28 protein-coding genes and 1 tRNA gene are annotated in these 26901 nt (G+C 41.1%); 17 read left to right on the top strand and 12 right to left on the bottom strand.

Annotated elements, in window-relative coordinates:
• Positions 1 to 2: 2 nt before the first annotated feature.
• The 6 genes from DI077_RS07205 to fliS all read right to left on the bottom strand — a co-directional run bounded on the left by DI077_RS07205 (position 3) and on the right by fliS (position 5749).
• Positions 3 to 575, bottom strand: a complete 573-nt coding sequence (locus tag DI077_RS07205; RefSeq protein WP_109018921.1) for a potassium-transporting ATPase subunit C — start codon at positions 573 to 575, stop codon at positions 3 to 5.
• The gene (kdpB, locus tag DI077_RS07200) at positions 575 to 2626 is read right to left on the bottom strand and encodes a potassium-transporting ATPase subunit KdpB (protein WP_109018920.1); all 2052 of its coding nucleotides are present in this window, start codon (positions 2624 to 2626) and stop codon (positions 575 to 577) included. Before kdpB ends, DI077_RS07205 begins: the two co-directional genes overlap by 1 nt.
• Before the next feature lie 9 nt (positions 2627 to 2635).
• A complete protein-coding gene (gene kdpA / locus DI077_RS07195) occupies positions 2636 to 4273 on the bottom strand; it encodes a potassium-transporting ATPase subunit KdpA (protein WP_109018919.1) in 1638 nt (545 codons plus the stop codon).
• Between the two features lie 79 nt (positions 4274 to 4352).
• Positions 4353 to 4886 carry a J domain-containing protein gene (locus tag DI077_RS07190; protein WP_109018918.1) on the bottom strand — a complete coding sequence of 178 codons (534 nt, stop codon included), beginning with the start codon at positions 4884 to 4886 and terminating at the stop codon, positions 4353 to 4355.
• Positions 4865 to 5275 (bottom strand): flagellar protein FlgN, encoded by a 411-nt coding sequence (locus DI077_RS07185; RefSeq protein ID WP_109018917.1) that lies wholly within the window; start codon positions 5273 to 5275, stop codon positions 4865 to 4867. Before DI077_RS07185 ends, DI077_RS07190 begins: the two co-directional genes overlap by 22 nt.
• Before the next feature lie 27 nt (positions 5276 to 5302).
• A complete protein-coding gene (gene fliS, locus DI077_RS07180) occupies positions 5303 to 5749 on the bottom strand; it encodes a flagellar export chaperone FliS (RefSeq protein WP_109018916.1) in 447 nt (148 codons plus the stop codon).
• A gap of 88 nt (positions 5750 to 5837) precedes the next feature.
• Between fliS and purN the strand changes: the two genes are divergently transcribed.
• From purN to DI077_RS07150, 6 genes are read left to right on the top strand one after another with little or no spacing between them, the layout of a single operon-like run.
• A complete protein-coding gene (purN, locus tag DI077_RS07175; protein WP_174705616.1) occupies positions 5838 to 6467 on the top strand; it encodes a phosphoribosylglycinamide formyltransferase in 630 nt (209 codons plus the stop codon).
• Entirely contained in the window at positions 6464 to 8005 is a 1542-nt protein-coding gene (purH, locus tag DI077_RS07170) for a bifunctional phosphoribosylaminoimidazolecarboxamide formyltransferase/IMP cyclohydrolase (protein ID WP_109018914.1), read from the top strand. Before purN ends, purH begins: the two co-directional genes overlap by 4 nt.
• 2 nt (positions 8006 to 8007) lie before the next feature.
• The gene (locus DI077_RS07165; RefSeq protein ID WP_109018913.1) at positions 8008 to 8772 is read left to right on the top strand and encodes a hypothetical protein; all 765 of its coding nucleotides are present in this window, start codon (positions 8008 to 8010) and stop codon (positions 8770 to 8772) included.
• Between the two features lie 40 nt (positions 8773 to 8812).
• Positions 8813 to 9493 (top strand): hypothetical protein, encoded by a 681-nt coding sequence (locus tag DI077_RS07160; RefSeq protein ID WP_109018999.1) that lies wholly within the window; start codon positions 8813 to 8815, stop codon positions 9491 to 9493.
• Between the two features lie 41 nt (positions 9494 to 9534).
• Entirely contained in the window at positions 9535 to 10179 is a 645-nt protein-coding gene (gene fsa, locus DI077_RS07155) for a fructose-6-phosphate aldolase (RefSeq protein WP_109018912.1), read from the top strand.
• A gap of 46 nt (positions 10180 to 10225) precedes the next feature.
• On the top strand, positions 10226 to 11374 hold the full coding sequence (locus DI077_RS07150; protein ID WP_109018911.1) for a helix-turn-helix domain-containing protein: 1149 nt from the start codon (positions 10226 to 10228) through the stop codon (positions 11372 to 11374).
• 13 nt (positions 11375 to 11387) lie between these two features.
• Here the strand turns inward: DI077_RS07150 and DI077_RS07145 are convergent, their stop codons facing one another.
• Both DI077_RS07145 and DI077_RS07140 read right to left on the bottom strand, forming a co-directional pair.
• Positions 11388 to 12422, bottom strand: coding sequence for a DUF1574 domain-containing protein (locus tag DI077_RS07145; protein ID WP_109018910.1), 1035 nt, complete (start codon positions 12420 to 12422; stop codon positions 11388 to 11390).
• Positions 12423 to 12476: 54 nt separating this feature from the next.
• The gene (locus DI077_RS07140) at positions 12477 to 13208 is read right to left on the bottom strand and encodes a pseudouridine synthase (RefSeq protein ID WP_109018909.1); all 732 of its coding nucleotides are present in this window, start codon (positions 13206 to 13208) and stop codon (positions 12477 to 12479) included.
• Between the two features lie 49 nt (positions 13209 to 13257).
• Between DI077_RS07140 and lipA the strand changes: the two genes are divergently transcribed.
• Both lipA and DI077_RS07130 read left to right on the top strand, forming a co-directional pair.
• Complete coding sequence (lipA, locus tag DI077_RS07135; protein ID WP_109018908.1) at positions 13258 to 14169, top strand: lipoyl synthase; 912 nt, start codon at positions 13258 to 13260, stop codon at positions 14167 to 14169.
• A 58-nt stretch (positions 14170 to 14227) separates the two neighbouring features.
• Positions 14228 to 14515 carry a hypothetical protein gene (locus tag DI077_RS07130; RefSeq protein WP_109018907.1) on the top strand — a complete coding sequence of 96 codons (288 nt, stop codon included), beginning with the start codon at positions 14228 to 14230 and terminating at the stop codon, positions 14513 to 14515.
• 96 nt (positions 14516 to 14611) lie between these two features.
• Here DI077_RS07130 and DI077_RS07125 read toward each other — a convergent pair whose 3' ends face one another.
• Complete coding sequence (locus DI077_RS07125) at positions 14612 to 15793, bottom strand: lipoprotein LipL45 (protein WP_109018906.1); 1182 nt, start codon at positions 15791 to 15793, stop codon at positions 14612 to 14614.
• A 261-nt stretch (positions 15794 to 16054) separates the two neighbouring features.
• Here DI077_RS07125 and DI077_RS07120 point away from each other — a divergent pair, with 261 nt between their 5' ends.
• Both DI077_RS07120 and DI077_RS07115 read left to right on the top strand, forming a co-directional pair.
• Positions 16055 to 17377, top strand: a complete 1323-nt coding sequence (locus DI077_RS07120; protein WP_109018998.1) for a radical SAM protein — start codon at positions 16055 to 16057, stop codon at positions 17375 to 17377.
• Between the two features lie 35 nt (positions 17378 to 17412).
• Positions 17413 to 19491 carry a PP2C family protein-serine/threonine phosphatase gene (locus DI077_RS07115; RefSeq protein WP_109018905.1) on the top strand — a complete coding sequence of 693 codons (2079 nt, stop codon included), beginning with the start codon at positions 17413 to 17415 and terminating at the stop codon, positions 19489 to 19491.
• Here the strand turns inward: DI077_RS07115 and DI077_RS07110 are convergent, their stop codons facing one another.
• Together DI077_RS07110 and DI077_RS07105 are read right to left on the bottom strand one after the other, a co-directional pair.
• Positions 19492 to 19833, bottom strand: a complete 342-nt coding sequence (locus DI077_RS07110; protein WP_135354832.1) for a hypothetical protein — start codon at positions 19831 to 19833, stop codon at positions 19492 to 19494. It lies immediately after the preceding gene.
• Positions 19834 to 19962: 129 nt separating this feature from the next.
• On the bottom strand, positions 19963 to 20769 hold the full coding sequence (locus tag DI077_RS07105) for a PhzF family phenazine biosynthesis protein (RefSeq protein WP_109018903.1): 807 nt from the start codon (positions 20767 to 20769) through the stop codon (positions 19963 to 19965).
• A 74-nt stretch (positions 20770 to 20843) separates the two neighbouring features.
• On the opposite strand from DI077_RS07105, the gene DI077_RS07100 reads away from it, so the two are divergent.
• The 4 genes from DI077_RS07100 to DI077_RS07085 all read left to right on the top strand — a co-directional run bounded on the left by DI077_RS07100 (position 20844) and on the right by DI077_RS07085 (position 24076).
• Positions 20844 to 22253, top strand: coding sequence for an aminotransferase-like domain-containing protein (locus DI077_RS07100; protein WP_109018902.1), 1410 nt, complete (start codon positions 20844 to 20846; stop codon positions 22251 to 22253).
• A gap of 152 nt (positions 22254 to 22405) precedes the next feature.
• Entirely contained in the window at positions 22406 to 22582 is a 177-nt protein-coding gene (locus tag DI077_RS07095) for a YegP family protein (RefSeq protein ID WP_109018901.1), read from the top strand.
• Between the two features lie 200 nt (positions 22583 to 22782).
• Positions 22783 to 23712 carry a peptidoglycan-binding protein gene (locus DI077_RS07090; protein WP_109018900.1) on the top strand — a complete coding sequence of 310 codons (930 nt, stop codon included), beginning with the start codon at positions 22783 to 22785 and terminating at the stop codon, positions 23710 to 23712.
• A gap of 124 nt (positions 23713 to 23836) precedes the next feature.
• The gene (locus DI077_RS07085) at positions 23837 to 24076 is read left to right on the top strand and encodes a hypothetical protein (protein ID WP_109018899.1); all 240 of its coding nucleotides are present in this window, start codon (positions 23837 to 23839) and stop codon (positions 24074 to 24076) included.
• A gap of 13 nt (positions 24077 to 24089) precedes the next feature.
• On the opposite strand, the gene DI077_RS07080 is transcribed toward DI077_RS07085, so the two are convergent.
• Positions 24090 to 24162, bottom strand: a tRNA-Phe gene (locus DI077_RS07080).
• Positions 24163 to 24195: 33 nt separating this feature from the next.
• On the opposite strand from DI077_RS07080, the gene DI077_RS07075 reads away from it, so the two are divergent.
• From DI077_RS07075 to DI077_RS07065, 3 genes are all read left to right on the top strand, one after another.
• Complete coding sequence (locus DI077_RS07075) at positions 24196 to 25161, top strand: alpha/beta fold hydrolase (protein WP_109018898.1); 966 nt, start codon at positions 24196 to 24198, stop codon at positions 25159 to 25161.
• Positions 25162 to 25402: 241 nt separating this feature from the next.
• Positions 25403 to 26029, top strand: a complete 627-nt coding sequence (gene coaE, locus DI077_RS07070) for a dephospho-CoA kinase (RefSeq protein WP_242935396.1) — start codon at positions 25403 to 25405, stop codon at positions 26027 to 26029.
• On the top strand, positions 26026 to 26850 hold the full coding sequence (locus DI077_RS07065) for an SPOR domain-containing protein (RefSeq protein ID WP_109018897.1): 825 nt from the start codon (positions 26026 to 26028) through the stop codon (positions 26848 to 26850). Before coaE ends, DI077_RS07065 begins: the two co-directional genes overlap by 4 nt.
• Positions 26851 to 26901: the final 51 nt, after the last annotated feature.

Raw genomic sequence — 26901 nt, 5'->3', positions numbered from 1 at the left:
CTTCACAAGCTTTCTAAACGAAGATTGAGTAACATAACATTGATTCTTTCCCTACCTAGGATTCCGAAAATGGGACTCTCTTTCATTCGATCAATTGCAAGATCGAGATTGTCTGTCGGTATATTCCTATTTTTTGCAATATAAGCAACCTGTGCTTTGGCACAATCGAGAGTGATATGAGGATCAAGCCCGCTCCCTGACTCATACAAAAGTTCCTGGCACCGATTCCAATCAATTCCTTTCAAACCAAGATCCGATTTTCTCTCCTCCACTTTTTTGTGTAAATCCAAACTGGAAGGTGCCAACTGGGAAGCAAGAGACGGTAGAGTCGAATAATCTCCTGCACTAGGCCGGGAAATGAAATAAATACCTGTCTGATGTTTTTGTGCCAACAGATAAGAACCTTTTATTTCGCCCTCTTTATTTTTAATCAGACTTCCATTCGATAAGTCCGGAAAAATTTTCGAACCAATCAGAGTCACAGACAAGGGATAAACAAATCCTAAAATCAAAATGGAAATTATAATAAAACGAATTGCAATCCCCAAATCATTTTGCGTATTGATACGGCTCATTAAAATACTCCTGTTAAAATCAAATCAATCAGCTTAATTCCTAAAAATGGCAGAACAATGCCTCCTCCGCCATATAGAAAAACATTTCTAGCCAAAGCGGAATCGGCGGATTTCGGTTCATATTTCACACCTTTTAAAGCCAATGGAATTAAAGCAGGAATGATCAAAGCATTGAATATCACTGCGGACAAAATCGCATTCTCGGGAGAAGATAGTTTCATAATGTTCAGAGGTGACAAGGGAGTAAACAAAGCGGGCAGGATTGCGAAATATTTTGCAACGTCATTGGCGATACTAAATGTGGTCAATGCCCCTCGGGTCATCAATAGTTGTTTTCCTATTTCAACAATTTCAATCAACTTACTCGGGTTACTGTCTAGATCAATCATATTGCCGGCTTCTCTAGCGGTTTGGGTTCCTGTATTCATAGCAACGCCTACATCGGATTGAGCTAGCGCGGGAGCATCATTCGTTCCATCTCCGATCATTGCCACAAGATATCCTTTGGCTTGTTCCTCTCGAATCCTTTCCAATTTCCGTTCAGGAGTCGCTTCTGCAATAAAATCATCCACACCTGCCTCGGCGGCTATCGCCGCCGCCGTCAACGGATTATCCCCGGTGATCATCACCGTTCGAATCCCCATCCTTCTCATGTATGTAAATCTTTCTTTCAGTCCGCCTTTGACTATATCTTTTAGTTCAACTAACCCTAGTATGGTTTTACCATCGGCTACCAGAATAGGAGTCGAGCCCTTTCGAGCCACCTCCTCGGATATCTCACTCACTTCATTAGGGATCATTCCATCCTGCGATTCTACAAATTTTCGAATGGAATCTATGGAACCTTTTCGTATATTTTTTGTTAATTTCCCATCACTATAAATTTCCACTCCGCTCATTCTGGTAGTCGCACTAAAAGGAATCCAGCGAACGATTAAGTCCTGTAAATTTCTCTCTCTGATAGCAAATTTCTGTTTTGCGAGAATGACAATCGATCTGCCTTCCGGTGTTTCATCCGATAGGGAAGACAACTGAGAAGCATCAGCCAGATCCTCTTCCTTGATACCGGGTGCCGCATAAAATGCTCTTGCCTCACGGTTTCCCAGAGTGATCGTTCCGGTTTTATCCAATAACAATACGTTGATATCTCCTGCTGCCTCCACAGCTTTACCGCTTTTGGCCACAACATTGTAACGGATGAGTCTTTCCATTCCCGAAATTCCAATGGCACTGAGTAGAGCCGCTATCGTCGTCGGAATCAAGCAGACAAACAAAGAAAGCCAGATGGAAAAACTTAAATTCCAACTGTAACCTGTTTCTTTCGAAACAAAATCGGCAATAGGAACCAGAGTGATTACTGCCAGTCCGAATAACAATGTCAAAGAAGTAAGCAAAATTCCCAAAGCAATTTCGTTAGGTGTTTTATTTCGGGAAGCCCCTTCGATGAGAGAAATCATCTTATCCAAAAAACTTTCTCCGGGATTTGCAGTAATTTTGATATAGAGAAAATCTGATAAAACTTTAGTCCCTCCTGTTACAGCGGATCTATCACCACCACTTTCCCGAATCACAGGAGCCGACTCCCCCGTAATCGCTGATTCATCCACGCTGGCAATACCTATGACCACATCTCCGTCTCCGGGGATCATCTCTCCCGCCTCAACATAAACCAAATCACCTATCTTCAACTCGGATGAGTTTACAATTGTGAACTCTTTATCATTTTCCGATTTGGCTTTTTTTGCAAAACTGGAAGATCTTGTTTTCTTCAGACTATCCGCTCTAGCTTTTCCTCTTCCTTCCGCAAGCGCTTCCGCAAAATTAGCAAAGATCAAGGTCAAGATTAACCAGAGCAATATGGTAACGTCAAATTGAACATATCGCCCCAAAAAGAAATGATACATGATCTGTAACGATAACAATACGGTCCCAACCCAAACAGAGGCCATGACGGGATTTAAAAACGCTTTTCCCGGAGAAAGCTTCGCAAAAGAGCCCATTAGGGACTGAACGAATAATTCTTTAGAAATGAATAATCCTGATTTTTCCATAAATTCCCTTTAAAATAATTTCCCATTGGAGAGTAAGATTTGTTCGAGTATCGGTCCGAGCGAAAGGACTGGAAAAAAAGACAATCCGGCAACAATCAGAATCACGCTCAAAAGAAGTCCTCCGAACAATAAAGAATCCGTTCTAAAGCTTCCAAGTCCCTTTTCTGTAGTCTTTTTCGCGCCCATATTCCCGGTAAGCAAAATGACCGAAGCAATCACGGAAAATCGACCGACTAACATACAAAACCCCAAAGCTAAATTCCCCCAAACCGTATCCGCACCGAAACCTGCAAAAGCGGAACCGTTGTTTCCCGAAGCTGAAGAAAATGCATACAATACCTGGGACAATGCATGGGGTCCTTTTGCGCTATAACCGGAATCGATCATCAAAGTGACAGCCGATCCGATCAGAATACAAACGGTTGGAGACAATATCCCGACTAACACGCATTTAATATCATAACTTTCTATTTTTTTTCCCAAATATTCTGGTGTCCTACCGGTCATTAGTCCTGATAAAAATACGGTCAATACCAAAAACAGTAACATTCCGTACATACCGGCCCCCACTCCGCCGAATATCACTTCACCGATCATAATCTGAAAAAGCGCCACCCCGCCAGCTAACGGAGAATAACTATCATGCATGGAATTGACGGATCCGTTGGAAGCAGCACTTGTTGCCGACAACCATAAACTCGATTCGGCGAGACTAAATCTGGTTTCTTTTCCTTCCCAATATCCGACAGAACCGATTTCGGAGATATAGACTACCGCCCAACCCAAGAGTATCAAAGCGAGCATCACGAAGAATACAACCCAAGCATGACGAAAAGACCCTACTGCTTTTCCATATAAAAACACAGAAGCCGCAGGAAGGAATAAGATCGAAAACAGCTCTAGAAAATTGGAAATAGGTGTCGGGTTTTCAAAGGGATGGGCGCTATTGACTCCGAAAAATCCTCCCCCGTTTGTTCCCAATTGTTTGATGGACACTTGAGAAGCGACAGGGCCTAACGGAATGAATACGGGATTGCCGTCAAAGCCCGAGGTTTGAATGGTATCCGCAAAAGATTGAACCACTCCTTGGCTCAAAAGCAGAATTGCCAAAATAAAACTCAAAGGAAGCAGTATAAAAAATACGGAACGATACAAGTCTTGCCAAAAATTACCAAACTCTTGTTTTGTGGTGCTGGCAATGGCTCTTCCTGCAAATGCCAATACGGCGATACCTACTCCCGCACTTACAAAATTCTGGGGAGTCAGGCCAACGGCTTGCGAAAAATAACTCAACTGGGACTCTCCGGAGTAAGCCTGCCAATTCGTATTTGTAATAAATGAGATGGCGGTATTCAACGCAAGATCCCAATCCATTCCCGAAAGCTTAAGCGAATTAAAAGGCAATTTGTCTTGAAAACTCAAAATCAAAAACAACAATACCCCACCTATCAGATGAAATACGATCAAACTTTTCAAATACTCTTTCGGTTCCTGGCCCTTCGGATTTTCCAAACCCAAATAACGAAAGACCGTTTTTTCAGTAGGAAGAGACTTTGCTTCCAGAATCCAGGCCATGTAGTATCCCGTGAAGGGGGCCGCCAAAAGTAGCAGAGTGAAAAAGACAAACAAGTATGAAATATCATTCATACCTGAAATTTTCCTATAAAATGGGATTCAAGTCAACGGAAGATAAATTAAGAAAGGGAGATAGTGTATTAAGATTTTATTAAGATGGACCCTGTTTCCACCAAACGCTGAGCCGATCCAAAGAAGATTTGGAATCGTTTGCCCAGATGCTATTCGGATGATTTTTCGCGATATCTAGATAGATTCTACAAACAGGATCGAGTTTACTACGCAATTGTGCGAGAGCATTGTTTTTCGCCTCATCCAAATTCAAAGGGGAGAGTTTTGTTTTTTCAAAATAATTCAGAATCGCTTTTGTTTCTTCTTCTTTCGCTTTTTTATAAACTATAAAAATAGGATCGGATGGAACCGGATTTGATCTTTCAGCACGAGTTGCTTCTTCTTTTTTTCCCGAGGCAAAAGATTCGAAACTTTTGTTCGATTCGAAATACTTTTTCAGATACTCGTAATTCTTTTGGAGTTCCTGAAATAAGATTTCGGAAGTAAACTCCCCCGTATCGGGATGGTATTTTTTGGCAAGCCTATGGTAGCTCGCTTTTAAATCGTCTTCAGTGGAAAAATGATTCAGTCCTAAAAAGGAAAGAGCCTCATCTAACAGTAATTCTTTGTCCATGAAAGCCCGGAGTTTTGTAAAAAATGACTCTTTAGCTTTCTTTTTACCCGAAATTCCCAGAGTTCTTTTTTGGCGGAATTCATTTCCTTTTCCAAAAGATTTTGTACTCTCAACTGCGCGTCTCTAGCTTCATCAAGGAGATGAAAAACTTTTTCCGCAAATTCGATTTCTTCTTCGGAGGAAGGATGGGAATCACCTATTTCATATGCTTCCCTATCCAAAGTCTCCAGTTTCCTGATAATGGATTCGTTTTTGAACTCAAGCTTAACGGCTGAATCTGAATCCCCGTAGGAAAGAAGTTTTTCTTCTTCCTGGAGATTGCTGAAAAGCAAACTGAGAAGCTTGTATTTTTTTTCGTAGAATGAAATATCGGATGCCTTCCTGCTCATAATAACAAAGTCCTTGTTATAAACCAATTAGCCGGTAATGGAAATCCCAGTAGGTCTGACTGCAGGGCTTTGCGGAGAAGTGCCTTCTTTTTTTTCCAACTCTTCCCAGGATGTTTTCAATTCGGTCAGAATTTTAATACATTCTTCGACGATTTGTTTGTCCTTTTTCATATTTGCCTCTAACAGACGTTTTTTGAGGTAAATATACAGAGACAAAAGACCGTTCGCGACTTCCTTACCCTCTTCCATATTTAAAGATAATAATAATTCGGTGATAATGTCTTGGGCTTTGATGATATGATTGTTTACCACATCATATTTGCGTGGATTCATATTATCCATTGCAATGCCCAAAAATCGAATGGCTCCGTCAAAGAGCATCACAATCAGCTTGATCTGACTGACAGTCGATATCTCGTTCGCTTTGTACTCATTGTATCCAGAATAGGCACCGGTCTTTCTCGCAAGCGACATTTTTTTCTCCTGAATATTCCATCGACCAAAAAGGATACTTGCTTAATGCTCCAAAGGAATATTCTTAGATTATCTCATGATAAAAGTGCTGGCAACCGGATTTAGAAAAAAAGAGAAAAAGGTCTTGTTTCTAGCTTCCGGCCGGGGTTCCAACTTTGAAAATGCGGTCAAAGCCATTCGCAAAAAAAAGGCTCCGGTTGCCATTCTGGGCCTCGTTACGGACAACCCCCAAGCAAAGGCACTGGATCTAGCCCAGAGCTTTCAAATCCCTTCCTATACTCTTCCCTATGCCGATTACAAAGACAAAAAAGATTATCACAAAGATCTTTTGAAGAAAGTGCAGGATCTATCTCCAGATTTGATCGTCGCCTGCGGGTATATGCGCATTTTAAAACCTGAATTCGTAAATTCCTTCCCGGGAAAAATCATCAACATTCATCCTTCCCTACTTCCTTCCTTTCCGGGACTTGATTCCCAAAAACAGGCAATCGACTACGGAGCGAAAATTTCAGGTTGCACAGTACATTTTGTAGAGGAAGGAGTGGACACGGGTCCCGTCATTTTACAAAGATCAGTAGAGATAGGATCATCTTGGGGAGAAAAAGAACTTTCCCTCGCCATATTGAAAGAGGAACATAAAATCCTTCCTCTCGCCATACAATTATTTTGCGAAAACAAACTTAGAATCAACGGAAGAAAGGTAGAAATACTAAAATGATCGAAATCAAAAGAGCTTTAGTTTCTGTGTCTGACAAATCGGGAATCACGGAAATTTGTTCCTTCTTAAGCGGGAACGGAGTGGAAATTCTCTCCACAGGCGGAACATACGACGCACTTTCCAAAGCAGGAATTCCTGTGAGAAAGGTAGACGACTTTACCGGATTTCCGGAAATCCTTCACGGACGGGTGAAAACTCTTCATCCGAAGATCCACGGTGGATTATTAGGCGATACGACGAACCCCGACCATGTGAAACAAATGAAGGAAAATCAGATTTCCCCTATTGAGCTCGTCATAGTCAACCTCTATCCTTTTGTAAAAACAGTTCAAAAACCGGACTGTAGTTTGGAAGATGCAATCGAAAACATAGATATAGGTGGACCGTCTATGCTTCGTTCGGCGGCGAAAAACCACAAAAACGTTGTGGTACTTACCGATCCGAAAGACTATGCACCTTTTACGGAAGAATGGAAAAAGAACCAAGGCAAAATTTCAAAAGAAACCGCATTTCAATATGCCGCCAAAGTTTTTGCGGAAACAGCAAGTTACGATACCGCCATCTCAACTTACTTCAATAAAAAACTGGATATCAAATATCCTGACAAAATTTCTTTTGCATTCACCAAAAAACAAAAGTTACGTTATGGTGAAAACCCTCACCAGGATGCCGCTTTCTACGAACCGATTTTCTCAAAATCGCAATTTGAAGCTCTCCAGGGAAAAGAACTTTCCTTCAATAATATGTTGGATTTCGATGCGGCATTCCATGTGGCATCCTTACTTCCCCAAAACGCGGTATCGATTGTAAAACATTTGAATCCTTGCGGTATCGCTTTCGGAGATACGGTTTTGGAATCCTTCGAACTTGCCCGCAAAACAGATCCGATTTCCGCTTTCGGAGGCATCATAGGAATCCACGGAAAAGTGGAAAAGGACGCTGCGGAAGAAATCACCAAGAACTTTGTGGAAGGAGTGATCGCAGAAGGATTTTCTCCGGAAGCATTGGAGATTTTCAGTAAAAAACCGAATATCCGTCTTATTCCCATTGCAAAATTCGACGAAGCTTTGGATGAACTGGATCTTCGTTCCCTCCACCACGGACTTCTTATACAAAACAGAGACTATGATTTGATCACCAAAGACAAGTTAAAGGTTGTTTCCAAAAAGAAACCTACCGATGACGACTTGGAAGGATTGATGTTCGCTTGGAACTGTGTAAAATTCATCAAATCGAATGCGATCGTTTATACGGATCAAAATTCAACTTTAGGAATAGGCGCGGGACAAATGTCCAGAGTCGACTCTGTTGAGTTAGGTGCTGTGAAAGCGCAAAAGGTCGGTCTATCGGTCGTAGGATCTTATGTGGGAAGCGACGCATTTTTTCCATTCCGGGACGGAATCGATGCCATAGCAAAAGTCGGCGCCAAAGCGATCATCCAACCGGGCGGTTCCATCAAAGACGAAGAAGTGATTCAGGCCGCAGACGAACACGGTCTCATTATGGTATTTACCGGTATGAGGCATTTCAGACACTAAGTATGGAATTTTTTCTCTTTTTCATTTTCCTGGCTTTATCCATTATACTAACGGGCGTTCTGAGCTATTACTCGGATCTTTTGTTTTTTAATGCAAAGGAAAATTATCATAGAGATGAAATTACAAAACCATGGGAATCCGCTTTGCAGTCAGTGATTTCCTTATTTGAATCGGGAGGAAATCTGGCGATAGGAGCCTCCCTGTTTTTGTTTTTTGCCCTTTTCGCATGGTTTTGGTCCCTACTAGGAGGAATCATCGGTTCCCCGCATTACACCAGTTCCTTCGGAAATTATTTTTTCCATGCACCCATTTTGTTTTTCGGATTTTTGTTCGGGTTTCCCTTTTTCAAGGAAGGGTTCGGGCAAATCGGATTCGGAAAAATAATCACTGACAACGGACGTTCCGTCCTCTCCGGACTCGGCCTGGGAACCTTGGCGGCAAACCTCTCCATTTGGGGACTCTACCACGAATTCTTTTTTCTATTTGTACTGATCACTGGGATTCTCATCCTTTGGCCTTTGCTTTCCTACTGGAATCACCGCAAATTCTTTTCCGTTTCCATCGGCCCTGAGCCAAGATATACGGAAGATTGGGGAGGTAGCGATTACAATGAATTTGAAGACTACCGGAACGATTTCGCGGATGAGGAAGGCCACTCCCGAACAAAATCCGCCCCGAAATCAAATCAAAATACCGATTGGGACGACTTCGACGGAGGTCTGGGGGACGATGCCCCGAGCCTGGATGACTTCGAAGATCCGAAATAATGGGCTTTCTAAATTTATTTTTTTAGCCGATAATTTCCGTATGAAGAAGTCGCATAATTTTCTCTTTCTGATTGTATTGCTTCCTAGTTTGTTATGGGCACAAGGCACCGACCAAACTGTTGCGAGTATTGACGGTTTTGCAGAAGCCTCCTGGGGAATGACGTTCGAATCCATCCGGGAAAAATTTCTATCCATGGCGACTAACCCGGAATCCAAAGAACAAATCGAAATCATAAACGAAAAGAAAGATGAAAAACTTCTGATCAAAAGGAACGGAATTTTTTATCTCTACCGGTTTTATAAAACCCCGGAACTACTCAGAGAAGTCCGACCCAAAGACAACAGAAGGGAATCCGATCCGAGCATTGACGGCCAAACAGAATACAGAGAAGCAGGAATCTTATTCTCCGTAGGAGCAACTTTCAACCTGGTTCCTTCCGAAAAGATCAAAGCAAAATTGGAAACAAAATACGGAAAACCCAGAAAAGATAGCATAGGAGATGATAAAGTTTCCGGCGCGGCGATTTGGGAATTGGTGGATCGCAGATCAAGTCCGCCAATCGGTGGTTTTGCGGTTCAGTGGAGGGAAGGATACAAAAAAAACCCGTATACAAGACGTATTGACTATTTCTCCGCAAATATCCGAGACATTATAGCGAAGGATTACAAAGATTTCTTTAGCGTACAGGAAACAAAAACCTTGCGGGATTTAATCCCATAAGTACCTTGCCTTAGTGAGAGCAAAATCTCCACCGAGGCAATATGAATTTATTTTTAGACACAGCCAATATTGACGAAATCAAAAAGGTTCACGAGCTGGGCCTTTTGGATGGAATTACAACAAACCCCTCCATCATTGCAAAATCCGGTCGCAAATTCACTGAAGTTATCAAAGAGATCACAAGTATTGTAGAAGGTCCGGTCAGTGCCGAAGTTCTTGCTACGGATGCCCCTACTATGATCAAAGAAGGATTGGAGCTCGCTGCGATCGCAAAAAACATCGTGGTAAAAGTACCTTTGATTCCGGAAGGAATCAAAGCAGTTGTGGAATTTACAAAAAGAGGGATCGCTACAAACGTTACTCTTTGTTTCACTGCAAACCAGGCTCTACTTGCAGCAAAAGCAGGCGCTACTTTTATTTCTCCGTTTGTAGGAAGATTGGATGATATCGGATACGACGGATTGGAACTCATCACTGAGATCAGAGATATTTACGACAATTACGGAATTGATACGCAAATCCTTGCAGCATCCGTCAGACATCCGATTCATTTCAAAGAAGTTGCTTTGCGTGGGGCTGACTGCGTTACCTTACCCTACAGCGTATTCGAAATGTTATTCAAACATCCGTTAACCGACAGTGGACTTGCAAAATTCGTGGAAGACGCTAAAAAACTGACTTGGTAGTTTTTTAGAATCAAACTGTTTTAACAGGAAGAATGTAGAGGAAAATATGCTGATTCCTTCTCAGTTTCCCCCTCTGCTTCCTATCAGCATTTTCCATACTCTATTTTTCTTAGTGATGTTATTCACTAAGAAAAAGCCAAAACTTTACGATTATATAGCGGCTGTTTGGATTATTTTTATCTGTCTCGCCTGTGTTCGTCGAAGCCTGCATATTGCTTATGGTCCGGATTCGGATATATTCTTTCTAAGATTCCTGCATTATCCCCTGGCATACGGGCCTTGCCTTTATTTATATGTCAGAATATTAGTAAGGGGAGAAACAAAATTCAAATCTAAGGATTTATTTCATTTTATTCCCTTATTGATTGTTATTTTCACTTCGGTGGTTCCTAGTCTGTCTTTCGAATCTTTCCGCATTGATGATTTTTCTTCCACAAACAGGAACACATTATTTTTAACCCTGTATTTTGCAGTCCCTTCCCTTGTCTCTCTCTCCATATATACTTTCTTAGCTCTCAAACTATTAAAAAAACATAGGGAAACGGTGTATGACCATTATTCCTACGAATCCATTGAAATTACAGTCAGTTGGCTTACAAAATTAACGATCTTGTTTTTCTTTTTCTTAAATCTACAATCCGGCTTACTCGTTTATTCCAATGTCTATCATCCGGAATCCATTTCTCATAAAATCAACGGTTCCATCATAGTAGGTTACCTTTATCTATTGAGTTATTTTCTATTAAGACAAAATACAAGTTTTCCATCGCAAGAGATCTCTCCCCCTCCTTCGGAAAAAAAGGAAAAATACGCAAAATCAGGACTTTCCACTGAAAAAATGGAAGAGATCATCACTTCACTTTTGGAATATATGCGAAAAGAAAAACCGTATTTGCAAAATGAATTGGATGTGGAAGGAATCGCGAAAGCGATGAGCATCAGCGTAAATCACTTAAGCCAATGTTTGAATGTAGGACTTTCCAAAAACTTTTTTATGTTTATCAATGACTATCGTGTCGACGAAGTGATAGCAAGATTCCAAGACCCGAACTTTAACGATTATAATATTTTACGAATCGCTTTCGATTCCGGTTTCAATTCAAAATCATCCTTCAATTCGATATTCAGAAAAGCCACGGGATTCACTCCTATGGAATATAGAGAAAAGTTAAGTAAAGAGACTGTCCTGAAATAACTTTTATGTCTATCTAACGACTCACCGGATCAGCATATCTTTCCCAAATATCCTTCATCTGGTCCACAAAACAGAATACGGATTGATGAGAAGCATCGTTGAACAAATCGCATTTGCTTTCCTCATTCATATCATAAGGGATTGCATCGTAAGATTTGGAGAGTTCCGCAACTTGCGACCACCAAACATTCTTTATATTATATTTTTCGTATTCTTTGAAGTATTTTCCGTATACTTTCGGCCAAACCACAAGCGTTTTGATTTGATTTGCCCGAGTTAATTCCAAAAAGGCCTTCACGTAAGGAAGCTGGGACTTGCCCATTTGGAAGGATCTCATATAAATAGCGCTGATTCGAACCGCATCTTTTTCCAATTTTTCCGTCGGGTTGGCGGTAGTGGCGTACATCAGGTAATCGCCTTTTGTATAATTGATCAGTTGGAATTCCTTATTATAAAATGCCTTGTATTCTTTCAGTCTGCCGGACTTGAGCCGTGAGATAAAAAGCCCCATATTCGGCTCGATGGCACGAATGGTAAACACCTGATCCAACCAATGTTCATATCGGTCTTTCCAAGGAACGTCCTTCCATACAAATTCCCTACATTCTTTATCACATGCTAGGCGGAGAAAGGGGGAATTGACAAGACCTTTGGAATCGTCAAATGCTTCCGGACTCAAAGACAAAATCACAAAATCCGGCTTCACTCCTTTTTTCAAAAGCTCATCCAACCAAAAATAGGAATACATAGGGATCGCTTGCGGTCCGCTGAAATTGTACAATGACCAATCTTTTTGTTTTTCTTTGGGAATTCCCATTTCGGAATAGGGGTAGGAACGGGAATCTCCGAACACCACAGCCAATTTGGTTTCTTTGATTTTAGGATCATGAATCAATCTTTCCGCTAAAACACGTCTTTGGTGGTAAAAAACGGAATTGCCAGCTTGCAAAAACTCTCCATGGAAAACCGGCAGTAGAAAAATTTTATCAATGACTAGTACGGCAAAAAAAAGAACAACCGGATAAATTAAAAAAGGACGTGATAACAAAAAAATTCTCCCTATCTATTAAATTTTAATTCTCAATCCACGGATTCAAGGATTTTACTTTCCTAAAATTTCCTTCTCTGTGACGGAAATAAACTTCCCCTCTTCCAGTTTCTTTTTTTCCAAAGAAAGCCCACCCACTCTCACCCTGAATAAATCAATAACGCTCAGATCTTTGGCATGAAACATACGTCGGATTTGTCTTTTTTTTCCTTCTTTCAGAATCACCCGCAGATGATTCGTATTGTCCGGATCTTTGTCCATCTCAAGACCTGCAGCGGTTACCTGAAATGCTCTCAAAGTTTCCCCGCCCTCACGAACACCTAACCTTAGTTCTTCGGCAATTCGTTTCCAATCCACTTTTTTTTGCAAAGTGACTATATATTCTTTTTCAATCTTATTACTTGGATGAGTGACTCTTTGAATAAAGTCTCCGTCGGAAGATAAAATCAAAAGCCCCCTGGAATCCAAGTCCAAACGTCCCGCATAATTGTATTTGTGAAATTCTTTCGGCAATAAATCAAAGATGGTTTTCTCATGAAACTTATCTTCATGGGAAGATAGAAAACCCACAGGTTTGTTGAATGCGATGATCTTCGGTAAGTCGCCTTCTTCATCGATTCGTACCGTTTTTCCATCCACCAAAACCTGATCCTTTTCCAAATCCACCCGGTATGAGAGATCGGTAAGTGTTTTTCCGTTCACTTTGACTCTGCCCGCCAAAATGATTTCCTCTACTTTGCGCCTTGCGCCTACACCGGAACGAGCTAGAAATTGATTGATTCTCATCTTTTTCCATTTTACAAACACTACCCCACAGAAAAAGTCTAATCGAGAGATGAACCCGCTTAAAAAAAAGCCCCGTACAAAGGAATTAAATCCGGTTCCGGTCCATCCGGAATGGATGAAGGTGAAAATTTCGTTCCCAACGGAAAACGATCCTGTTTCCAAAGTGCGCGGAGAAGTATCCTCCAAAAAACTCAATACAGTCTGCGAGTCCGCTTCTTGCCCCAACCTAAACCATTGTTGGAGCCGCAAAACAGCCACTTATATGCTTTCCGGTGATATCTGCACCAGACGTTGCCAGTACTGTGACGTCGCTTTCGGGAAACCAATGCCGTTGGACTCGGAAGAGCCGATTCGGGTCGCAGAGTCAGTTGCAGAATTGGAATTGAATCATGTGGTACTTACCGCAGTCAACCGGGATGATTTGAAAGACGGAGGTTCCGAACACTTTGCCCGAACCATTTTGGAAATCAAAAAACGCAAACCGAATTGTTCTATCGAAGTATTAATCCCCGATTTTAAGGCAAAAAGGGAATCTTTGGACATTCTCTATTCCGCGAAACCGAATATCATCAACCACAACATAGAAACTGTGAAAGAGCTGTTTCCCAAAATCGCTCCTCAGAAAAATTACCTTCGTTCCTTGGAAGTTCTAAAGGATATATCCGAACATGGATTTCTTACCAAAAGCGGACTTATTTTGGGACTCGGAGAAACCAAGGAAAACGTGGAATCATGCCTGGAAGATCTGTATGCAAATGGTGTGAGAATGCTCACCATAGGACAGTATTTGCAACCAAGCCCCACCCATTACCCTGTCCAGGAATACGTTCACCCGGATGTATTTGCTTTCTGGAAGTCCTTTGCCTACAAGCTTGGATTCAAAACGGTAGCTTCCAGTCCTTTGGTTCGTTCTTCCTACCATGCGGATGAATTCGCAGCTGTTTCGGAGATGACCGGTTAGATATCTAACCCGGAAACCTCCATTTAAGGAAATCCGAAACCTGACCGAAACTTGGGGTATGGATCAGGGACTCGCCGAATGGCAGGAAGAAATCGCAAAAACATTCTTTCTATCCACACTGTACGACCTAAGCAAAATCCAAGACAAACTATCCGACTTTGAAGTGAAACAAATCATTCTTTCCGGGATGCAAAAGATTCCCGATATGGAAGTAGAATGGGGGGAAACGGATCGATTCGGAAAAAGTACACTACTTCTCAAATACAAATCCAATCTACTTGTGATCGAAGCCACACCACTGATCAACACGATACGAATTCTTTGGAATGAATTCCAATCCCGTTAAATCGAATTTTTAATATAAGGACTTCTCGGAAATGATCCGGGCATAAAAAAAGCCTGGGAAAACCCAGGCTTCTCTTCTACGTAAGGGGGAAAAGAATTAGAATTTAGATTTTTGTTGGAGGTCGTAGACTACTTCTTCTACGTTGTCCATGTCAATTCTCTTGATTCCATTCTCTGTATGAACAATCAATTGACCGTTTTCTTGGTTGATGATCGCTCCGATTACAGTTTTTCCGTCCACTAACACGATCTTTTCGATTCTTTCGTAGTAGTTAACAATGTCTTTTTTAGATTTGAATTCTTTTGGCTCGGAAGCAAGAGTTTGTTCGAATTTTTTCTTCTCAGCTTCTTGTTTCTTAGCTACTTCGTTTTCAAGTGCTTGTCTTTGTTTATCGTTTTCTTGTTTTTTGATCTCATCTAATTTGTCAGTTTGAGCGCTTTCGTTCAACTTAACGATTTGATCAGCAGTTTCTTTATCAACTGTAACGATAGTTTTGATTTCTTGTTCTTCGTTTTTAGTTAAGTTTGCAGAAGCAACAACCGGTTTTTCTTTCTCAACAGTTTTCAAAGCTTTGTTTAGATCAAGTGATTCCACTTTTTCAATCTTAGACAATTCTTCTGATTTTTTGGAAAGAGTAGACCCTTGGTTCTTTTCAAGTACAACTTCTACACTTGCAATGGATTCTTGCAGTTTTTTAAGGTCAGCGTTTCCGTTGATCTCTTCTGCGGAAAGTTTTTCAAGAGCAGGAACTCTCGGTGCGAATGCAACCGCTCCATCCACAACTTTTACTTGAGAAGGCTTACCGTTTCCGGACTCAACGATGAATGATGTTCCACGAACACCCGCAATCGCAGTCGGTGTAACAACAGTAAAGTTGTCTTCTTTCTTAGCTTTGTTAACTTTTGCGAAAACTTTTCCGGATACCAGAGAGATTTGAGTGTCTGTGGTTCCTGCGTTGTTTTGTGAAAGTTTGCTGAAATCAATTACGGATTTAGGAGAGATACGAATGCTCGATCCATCAGGGAACTGAACGTCCACCTTTCCATTATCCCCTGTGACAACATTGTCGCCAGCTTTGAGAGAAGTTCCCAATTGAGCTTTTTCCTCAGTTTGGTCTGCGTGTTGGATTTTAGAATCCCCTACTGCGAATACCACGACTGCGGCAAGTTCATTTGATTTCTTAGACGATTCGCTCACGTCGGTCTCTGGTTTCTTGCAAACTGCAAGTCCAAGAACTGCGATCAGAGCGCTGGTAATGGCTAATTTCGATGCTTTCATGTCTTCCTATCCCTTAGTGAAATTCAACTTTGCTACTTAGTAAAACAAACTGACCGGTATTTTTTTCTCTCCGGTTTTGCTTTTTTTTTGCATTTAGGAAAAAAATTTCCGAGTAACAGGCAAAATTCTATGTTTATTTGCACTTTGGCAATTCAAATTTCGATTTTCTAGGGATAAGACTGAAAAATTTACCTTTGAATGGATCATTTTCCCAGGAAAATAATCTTTGTCTTAATTCGCCCGGGAAAGGATACAGAAATTATGGTTGATGTTGCCACACTCGAAAAACGCCCCCCCTCTACGATCGCCCTCTTGGAAGAAATGGAAAGAGCTTACAAAGACTTACCTATGGAAGCCATCGTCAAACAAGACATCCTACGTCAGGGGATTCATTTTTTGCCGGAAGCCTTTCAAGTCATAGGCGAATACAAATCCAAAGACTATTTCATATTCTCATTTGATCATATTCCTTTGGCCGATCTGAAAGACGGCGCGGATACAAAGGCTCCGGAGGAAATTAAAATCCACGGGGGATACTTCGGACTACTCAAAACGGTGATCTCTACAAGAAACAATCCCCATTCTCCTTATAAAATGAAATCCGTAGACGGAATTCCTACATTATTTTTGGGGGAAACTTCCATCGGACAGGCGGAATACCCTCCCATTCCCAGTTGGTACAAACACAAAACAAAAAACGGAAAATTTCCGGGAGAAATAGCACCCGTTATAGAATGGGGTTACCTTCTTTATCTAACGGTGTTTCGCAATTGCCAATACTTCGGTAAGGACGAGGAATGCGCGTATTGCGATATCAATCACAACTACCGCCAACAAAAAGGAGCGGGACGTCCTTATACGGGTGTGAAAGACGTAGAAGATATTTTGGAAGTACTTTCCTGGGTGGATCAGGAAGACCAGGTAGCAAAAGTATATACCATTACCGGCGGATCTGTTCTTACCTCTCTTAAGAAAAAAAACGAAGTGGATTTTTACCTGCAATACCCCGAGGCAATCGAGAAAGCTTTTCCCAAACGTTGGATGGGAAAATTGGTAGCTCAAGCCTTTGAAAAAGAAGACTGTCAGAAATTCAAAGACGCCGGAATTGAAATCTATCATCCTAACTACGAAGTTTGGGACAAACAATTGTTTGAAAAGATTTGCCCCGGCAAAGCGAGTTGGATCGGTTGGGACACTTGGATCCGCAGAGTTGTGGATTCCGCCGAGGTATTCGGCCCGGATAAGGTAATTCCCAATTTTGTCGGTGGAGTGGAACTTTCCGAGCCTTGGGGCTTCAAAACGGTGAAAGAAGCGATCGATTCCACAAAACAGGGATTAGACTTTTTTATGAATAAAGGCATTGTGCCTCGTTTTACGGCATGGTGTCCGGAACCTTATACCACATTGGGACAACAAGCAGGCCCTCCCCTTGTTTATTTCTGCGAACTTCTCAGAGCCTGGAAAGAAACCTTTGAAAAATACAATTTACCGACTCCTCCCGGTTACGGTGAGCCTGGTCCAGGAAAAGCTGTTTTTTCCGTCTCCGCTTTTATGGATGTGATAGGATATTCTGGACGAAATTAGTTCGTTTTGCTACAAATGAATTCATACGTCCGAATATGGGTAGACAAATTCAATCTTTAATCGTTGTTATCGCGTTCAGTCTGTTCGCTTTGGTAGGATGTGATGGAATTTTTATCATACCGGAAGACAATTTGGTTTTCAAAGAAGGACTTCTCGATCTGCGTACTTTTACGTTTGGTGAAGAGTCCGTCGTTGATATCAAAGGAGATTGGGAATTCTATTACGGAGAATTCCACTACCCTCCTTTTCACGGAGAAAAAAAACTAACCGGGTATTTGAACATTCCAGATTCCTGGCAGGGGTTCGTCGTCGATGGGAAAAAATTGCCCAGGTCGGGACACGCCACGCTTCGGGGAACCATCCTTTTGAATAAAGATACGATCGGTCAGGAACTAAGAATATTTATCCCTGATGTCGCCTCATCCTACAGAATGTTCGCCAACGGAGTGTTACTTGGCGGCCAAGGAAAGCCGGGGATCAATCAATTTGACGATACCCCCATGATCAAATCCAAGTATTATACTTTGATCCCGGACACGGAAAGAGTGGAAATCGTATTTCACATCGCCAATTACGAAAACAATTTCGGAGGTTTCTGGGCAACACCGAACATTGGCAACAAATACGCATTAGACCGCGAAAGAATGGTCACAATCGCAAGAGAGTTATTTCTTTTGGGGGCATTGCTGATTATAGGATTGTATCACTGGGGATTGTATTTTTACAGAAGAAAGGAAAAATCCATTTTCTATTTTGCATTATTCTGTTTCTTTCTGGGGATAAGAATCGCTTTTACGGGAAACCGCTATGTTTTGGAACTTTTTCCCGAAATGCATTGGCCCACGGTTTTTAGAATCGAATTCGCTTCCTATTACTTTGCAGTTCCCGTATTTTTACTTTTTATCCACCATTTGTTTCCGTTAGATGCAAACCGCAAATTCGTCAAACTCATATTAACCGTTTCTTTTGTGTTCGGATTGACACTGCTTCTTCCGATTTCCATTTTTACGATCCTTCTTTACGGATTTCAATTCGTATCCTTTATCACGATTGTCTATGTGATTCGGGTCAACGCAATCGCAATTGCCAATAGAAGGCCCAATTCGAAATTATTCTTAGTCGGACTTCTCGCCTTTGCTGCCTCTGTGGCGGTTGACATTGTCCGTCACAGTATGAATGACAGAGGCATGGGACTTACTCCCTACGGTCTTTTGAGTTTTATCTTTTTCCAATCGTTGATTCTTTCCAGTAGGATCGCAAGCGCATTTACCCGTGCGGAAGAACTTGCGGAGAGTTTGAAAATATCCAATGATTCTCTTGTGGCAATGACGGAAAACCTGGAACTGATCGTGGAAGACCGCACTTTCAGATTAAACTCCACCTTGCAGAGATTAAAGAAAGATCTCCTTTTGGCAAAAAAAATCCAACAAAAGATTTTACCGACCCAGGAATTATCCATCCCTCATATCAAGTTTCATTTGTATTTCCAACCTCAGGAAGAAGTGGGAGGAGATTTTTACGATATATTCGAATTGAATGAAGGAACCGTTCGTTTCTTTCTTGCTGATGCAACGGGGCATGGAATCCAAGCGGCACTTTATACAATGGCAATCAAGTCCGAGTATGAATCCATCAAACGTTTCATCACAAAAACGGATGATTTGATGAATCACTTGAATCAGAAAATCCAAAACAAATTCGCAGGACTTAAAATCGTTTTTTCCTGTTTTCTTTTGGATATAGACACGAAGGACAATAAAATCTATTATACTTCCGCAGGACATCCGGATCAGATTCTGATGGGTGCGGACGGAGTGAAATTTCTGCCTAGAACGGGAAATATCATCGGTCTTAGAAAAGAACAGGAATACACTCAAGATACTGCGAAGTTCGGTCCGGGAGACAGATTCTTTTTATTTACCGACGGAATCGTGGAACAAAAGAACGGTAGGCGCGAAGAATTCGGCCAGGAGAGAATCTTACAAGTATTAAAGGATATGAAAGAGAAGCCGGGAGACAGACTGATCGCCGAAATGGTGATCAATCTGTTTACATTCCAAGGAAAGGTAAATCAGGAAGACGACCAAACCTTGCTTGTGATCGACTGGGTTTGATCAGTCGTAAACTTCACCAACTAACTCTGTCACTACGGGAGTGAGGATAAACGAAAAAGGAGGAAGCAAAAAAGCCCATTTTGTAGTTTCTTTTTGGATCAATCTGAACTTGTTTCCTTTGTTCTTTTTCGCAAAATCTGAAAATGTTTCCAAACTTTCCGGGAATTCCGCATTTCTTTTGACAGGAATAAAAATAAACACATTCAATCCGAAGGAAGTTGTTTTTAAATAATGGTCGGGTTTTGCTTCACTGGTAGGCATTCCGTTGAACCTGGTTGCCTTTTCACTGATGGCACAATTGAAAACTAAAAACAAGATGGGAACGATGAGATAACGAATCATGAGCATATGCTTCGGATACAAGCTCACAGAACAAGTTTTTTTCTTATGAACACCCTTAGTCAAATGCCTAGTTTTTCCTTTTCCCCCACTCGAAAGCATCTTCCAAACGGTTCGGCAAAAACAGTAAATCTATATTTGAACTTCCAAGTCCCCTTTCATGTACAAAACCACTTTGCCGCCGATAAGAACTCTCGTCCCTTTCAGCTCCGTTGTAAAATATCCTTTTCTATGGGATAATTGTTTGGATTTGAATTTTGATTTTCCCAAACGTTTCGCCCAAAACGGTGTGAGTGCACACTGAGCGGAACCTGTGGCGGGATCTTCGTTGATTCCGAGTGCCGGCCCGAAGAAACGATATACATAATCATAATCTTCCGAGGAACTGAGAGAAGTAACAATCCAACCCCTTCCGCCTGTTTTGTTTTTCAATGCTTCAAAGTTGGGTTTAAGATTCAAAACTTCTTCCTCGGAAGAAAAAACAAGAATATGATCTTCCGAATTCCAATAAGCGATCGGCACATTTCCGAATAAAAATTTCCACAAATCCGGATCCATTACCGAATTTTCCTTTAAAGCATAAACGGGAAAATCAAGTAACAGTTGTTTATTGTCACGGGAAACATTCAGAATTCCGGAATTGGATGAAAAAGAAACGGATTCTTTCTTATAATCCAGAATATCGAACAAAACGGAAGCACAAGCAAGTGTTGCATGGCCGCAGAGATCCACTTCCGTCTCCGGTGTGAACCATCGAATCCTATACCCGTCCCCTTCCTTGACAAAATATACAGTCTCCGATAATTGATTTTCCAAAGCGATGGATTGCATTAAAGAAACAGGCAGCCACTCTTCTAAGGGAATCACTGCCGCAGGATTTCCGGAAAACAACCCGTCCGCAAACGCATCCAGCTGATATATTTTTAAATTCTTTCTCATACTTATAAATTTAGATTGAATTGACTGATCTGTAAATATACAGTTTTATAAATCTATTCATATACAGTTATATCATGACAAAATACGAAAACCTTGCAAAATCTTTAAAAAACGAAATTCAATCTGGACTTTACAAAGAATCGGAAAGGATACCCTCTCTTCGTGAAATTCAAGACTTGAAAGATTGCAGTTTGACCACTGCAAGGGAAGCCTATCGCATTCTGGAAGAAGAAGGACTCATAGAAGTCAAACCTCAGTCAGGTTATTTTGTCCGGAGAAACATCGAAGAAAAAATCTCAGGACCGCAAAACCGTATTTTTGAAACTGTTTCCGCAGATGATCGCATCCAAATGATTATGCGGGATGTAATGAACCCCAAATTGCTTCCCTTCGGCGCGGCCATTCCCGAAGACAAGTTTTTACCTTTGCCACAATTGATCGCCGGTTTCAAGACAGCACTTCTTTACAAAGATATGCATAAATACGGAGACCTGGAAGGATTTGCCGGCTTACGGGAAAAAATCGCAAGAATGTCCGGCAGAAACGGGTTTCAACTCTCGATGGAAAACATTCTCATCACCAACGGATGCACGGAAAGTCTTTCCATCTCCTTACAATCCTGTACAAATCCGGGAGATACCGTTCTTGTTCCCTCACCTACCTATGTGGGAATCTTTCAAATCGTAGAAACATTGAAATTAAAATTGATCGAGATCCCTTACCGCAAGGAGATAGGACTTGATATTTCTGAAATCAAACGGCTTTGCAAAAGGCACAGACCAAAAGCAATCATCATCACTGCCAACTTCAATAATCCGAACGGAGTATTGTTGAATGATAATACAAAACAAGAGTTAGCAAATATACTTCAATCCGAGAAGATAGCTTTGGTCGAGGACGATATGTACGGAGATTTGCATTGGGGGAAAACGAGACCCCGCCCTCTCATATCCTATATGAATTTTTCGAAATCGACTCCCCCTTCTTTTCTATGCAGTTCCTTTTCCAAAACGATTGCACCGGGAATCAGGATCGGCTGGATCGGTTCCAAAAATTCATTGAAAACAGTATCTAAGATTGCCAGAGCTTTTAAGATTTCACATAATCTTCCGACTCAAATCGCAGTATTCGAATATTTGAAAAAACAATCCTATGACAGGCATCTTATCTCTTTACGAAAGAGCTTTGCTAATCATTTCCAACTTTGGTCGAAAACATTACAAACTGCAAGCGATGGAAATTTGGAAATCGATATTCCCGAAGGAGGATTCGTTCTTTGGGCAAAGACAAATTCAAATACTCAAAAATTACTCATCGAAACCCAAAAGAAAGGAGTTATTTTTGCGCCCGGGGTAATATTCGGAGTATCGGACCAATGGAAGAATTTTTTTCGTTTGAATCTTGCCCTTGTATGGCGCAAAGAAGTGGAAGAAGCTTTATTCGATTTGGGAAAGATGATGAGACAAAAAAAATCAAAGAAATAAAATACCCCGCAATCACAAAACAGAAGAAAGCCGTTCTGTAAATTTATTGTTGATTAGGGTTAAACCTTAAAAACCGAAAAAGTTTTTCAAAGTTTTTAATTGACGAATGCTTTCAACTGATAGAGAGTCTTTGATACTAAAGAGGTAAGAAGATGTCAGCAAAATTTGAAATTTACAAAGATAAGGCCGGAGAATACAGATTTAGATTGAAGGCCGCCAACGGTGAAGTCATTGCCACGGGAGAAGGTTATTCATCCAAACAAGCTTGCGAAAACGGTATCGAATCCGTTAAAAAGAACGCTCCCGCTGCAGAAATCGTAGAAGTATAATCTAAGAAAATGAAACCTGTTTCGATTCATTTCGTTACAGGTGAATTATTTTAATGAAGGTGTATTTCAGCAGATTTTCATACGAAAGACCTCAGCCTGATTCAGGCATTACCAAATAACAATAAGAAAGTGTAAATCACCTACAAGAATACAGATTAAAATCTGAAAAAATATCCTATCATAAAACAGGAAATATACGAATGTCACGAGAACTAATTTTAAAAATCGCTTCCGAAGAAGTAGGAACGAAAGAATCTCCGAAAAATTCCAATCTTACAAAATACGGGGCTTGGTATGGTTTCGATGGCTATGCATGGTGCGCGATGTTTGTTAGTTGGGTTTATCATAAAGCAGGCGACCCTCTTGGAAAAATCAACGATGATAAGGGATATAGAAGTTGCCAATCCGGTTACAATCACTGGCGCGCTTCCGGCGAACTCACTTCTTCCCCGAGGCCGGGCGACATCGTATTGTATGATTGGGAAGGAGATGGAAAATGCGATCACACCGGGATCTTTGTGAAATGGATCACGCAAAATAAAAAATTCTATGCTTACGAAGGAAATACCGCCTTCGGAAATAACAGTGACGGCGGCGAGGTAATGTATCGACCTAGATTTACAAATAACGTAAAAGCATTCGTATCTCCGATAGTCTTGGGAGAAAATATATCGCCCGTTAGTCTTGATTTGAAAAAAGGTGATATAAGCAGCATCGTACTGGAACTTCAAAAACTATTAACGGCGATAGGATATAAGGTTTTAATTGACGGAGATTTCGGCGCAGGAACGGAAAAAGCGGTAAAACAATTTCAAAAGGACAAAGGTTTGATTGCCGATGGCATAGTTACTCCGGCACTTAGAGGACTTATGGAAGAAACCAAAATACATAAGTCCTCGGGAGCGAACCGATATACTTCCGGCTCTTATCTAAAATTAGGAGCGACTGGCAATGCAGTTGCCATCTTGCAGGAAGCATTGTCGGAAAACGGATACGATACCGAGACGAGCGGTGTATTTGACAAAAAGACCGGTATGGCAATTAAAAACTTCCAAAAGGATCATCGGCTGAAACCGGACGGGATAGCCGGTCCGGAAACTTTTGCAGCTTTAAAGATCAAAAGTATTTAAAACTTGATTCGGCATCTAAATTTGAAAAAAAGATCGCCCCGAAAATATTGATGAGAGACACTCTACATAAGATAAAATTAAATGAAAGAAAATTGTGTAACGAAAAGTGAACAAGGAGTGATGGTTGAAATATTTAGAAACCTCTCAAATCATCCCAAGTAAGGGAATGTCCTATACTATGTACGAAATCGAAGGAGAAGACACCATATTACGGATGTTAACTTTCATTCCGGACAATGATGAAATCCATATTTATCCGAAACCGCCGGTGAAAAAATTATACAAACCGGAGCTTTGCAAGAAGGTCGAGGAAAATGAATTCCTGGGTCTTTGGTCAATGGGTGAGGAAAGAAAAAAGGGATAAAAAGAAGTGACCTTGGCCCCGGACAGAATCGAACTGCCGACACGAGGATTTTCAGTCCTCTGCTCTACCGACTGAGCTACAGGGCCTTGGCTACGACCAAAATACTAAGGAGGTCGCTCATGTCAACGATCCTTTCAATTTTTATAGTAAATCGCTCCGGATTCCGAATATTTCAGATCGGTTTCTTCTGCTTTTTTTTATTTTTCCTTACCAATTGTGCATCTCTCGTCCACAAAACCGGGCTTATGTGGGAAAGATCCAGATCGGGACTTTCCATAAAGGAAATCTCGGTCGGAGAGTTCAAATGGAAATATTCCGAAGCGGGCAATAGAAACTCGGAGCAAGTCCTTCTCGCCATACATGGGTTTGGTGGAGATAAAGATCATTGGACCAGATTTGCCAGATACATTCCGAACGAATACAGAATCATCTCACCTGATTTACCCGGCTTCGGAGAAAATAGCAGAATCGAAGGACTTTCCTATTCAATAGAAGAACAAGTCGAAAGACTCCATGAATTTGCAAAATCATTGGAATTGAAAAAATACCATATCATCGGCAACTCCATGGGTGGAGCCATTGCAGGTGTTTACTCGGCAAAATATCCGGATGAAATCCTCACATTGACTTTGCTCGACAATGCAGGGATCAAAAGTCCTGAGCCTAGCGAAGTGATGAAAATAGTTCTCTCCGGAAAACCAAACCCGCTTTTGGTAGGTTCAGTGGAAGATTTCGACAGATTGATCGCATTCAGTTTTGTAAAACCTCCTTATTTGCCCAGGACATTGAAATCCTATTTTGTGGAAAGAGCTGTTTCCAATCGAAACTGGAACGAACACATCTTGCAACAAATCAGAAAGGAAGGTTATATTTTGGAGCCACTGCTTCCGAAAATCAAATCACCTACTTTTGTTATCTGGGGAAAACAAGATAATATCATCCACCATAGCTGCACAATCATTCTGGAGCAAAAACTGAAATCAAAGAAAAAAATCATGATTCTGCCGGACGTAGGCCACGCTCCTATGATCGAACAACCCGAAGAAACCGCAAACCTTTGGATGGGTTGGATAGGAGAAAACTAACTTAAAAATGATGTCGGTCCAATATGATTCGGCATCATTTTAGTACTTTATTATTTCCTAATAAACAATAAACACAACCATTCCAATCAGCTTTCGGTCTATCTTTTTAAAATCCGCAAAAAACCACTACAAAATCCATTTCGTCGTCACGATTCTCCATTTCCATTAGCAAAATTATAAATTTTTCTATTTTATAGAAAAAAAGGCTTGTACTTTCCTCACCAAAAAATGATATAAACCCGTGACCAAAGAAGGAAACAAAAGCTACTTGTTGGGAATTACCGGATCCATTGGTTCGGGAAAATCCACCGTATCCAAACTGTTTTCCGAATTGGGGGCAGTTCGAATCAGTTCCGACGAAATCGCAAAACAATTCACAGATCCGAACACGCCGATCCAAAAAGAGCTGGTACAAATATTCGGGGACACGATCATCGATTCCAAGGGAGTCCCTATCAAGTCCAAAATTGCGGAAATCGCATTCTCTCAACCGGAGAAATTGCAAGCAATGAACGCACTCATTCATCCTCTTGTCAGAAAGGAATTCAGGCTCCAATTGGAAAAAATTCCGCCGGGCAATATCATCGCCTGGGAAGTTCCCCTTCTTTTCGAAACGGACGCGCACACGATTTGTGATGGAAAATTATGCGTCACGGTTTCACCGGAAGTGGCATGGGAAAGGGTCAAGGAAAGAGGCGGAATGACGAAAGAGGATTTTGAAAAAAGAAACCTCGCCCAAATGGATTTGGAGAAAAAAAAGGCCCTCTCCGATTTTATAATACCGAACGATAATTCAATAGAAGAGCTAAAAAAAAACATAAAGTCCGTATATGAAACAATTCGAAATACGGCCAAGGATATGAGATGAAAGAGCGAGTTTTTTACGTAATCAACTTAGACAAACAAAGGATAGGCGTATTATCCCTTTTCCTTTTTGCCTTATTTTTTTCCTTTTTCTTTCTGGGCGTTTCCGTCGGGAAAGGCAGACTGGAAAGCGCTCCGTCTCAAAGTCTGCAATCACAAACGGCAGTTTCCGAAAATGCGGAATCCAAAACTACCGAAGGATCGCAAACGGAAGAATCAATTCCCGCTCCGAACTCGCAAGAATTGGCACTAAAAGGTTCGAAAGCCAAGGAAATTGCAACAAACAACGGTAATCTGGAAGTCCCTATGGCTGATGTGGGAAATACGACTAATCCTTATTATGCGGAATCTTCTACTACCAAAGATGAAGAAGAGGAAAGAAAAGCACAAGTTGTGGATCTGACAAAATCTTCCCGTACATCCAAACAAGAAATCAAGAAGAACGAAATTCTTCTAAAAAACCAAGCCCCATCCCGCCCTTCTCTTTCTAAAAAAGAAAAAAGTTTATCTGAAAAAACAAAAAAAGTTTCCAAAAGAGCGGAACTTACTTCTCCGCAAACACAAGGCAAACTTTATACGGTTCAACTGGGCGCATTCGGAACCAGAGATTCGGCGGAATCCTTTCTCTCTAAGCTGATAGGCGACAATAAAGGAAAACTTTCTTCAAATCCTTTTATAGTTTATAAAAACGGATACTTCGTAGTTCAACTAGGCAAAACAAATAACAAAGAAGGACTTCGCAAACAACTCTCCAAACTGATTCTTGCCACAGAAGTAAAATCCAAAGCAATGATCGTATCCTTCGTTCCTCTTTCCCGCTCTTAATCTTTTAGCAAAATTCTCCCTTGGCATAAAGGCATTCTAAATCAAATTTAG

Source organism: Leptospira kobayashii, from assembly GCF_003114835.2.
GTDB classification, from domain to species: Bacteria; Spirochaetota; Leptospiria; order Leptospirales; family Leptospiraceae; genus Leptospira_A; species Leptospira_A kobayashii.
The sequence above is the reverse complement of the archived record's forward strand: the minus strand, read 5'-3'. Positions and strand labels throughout refer to the sequence as shown.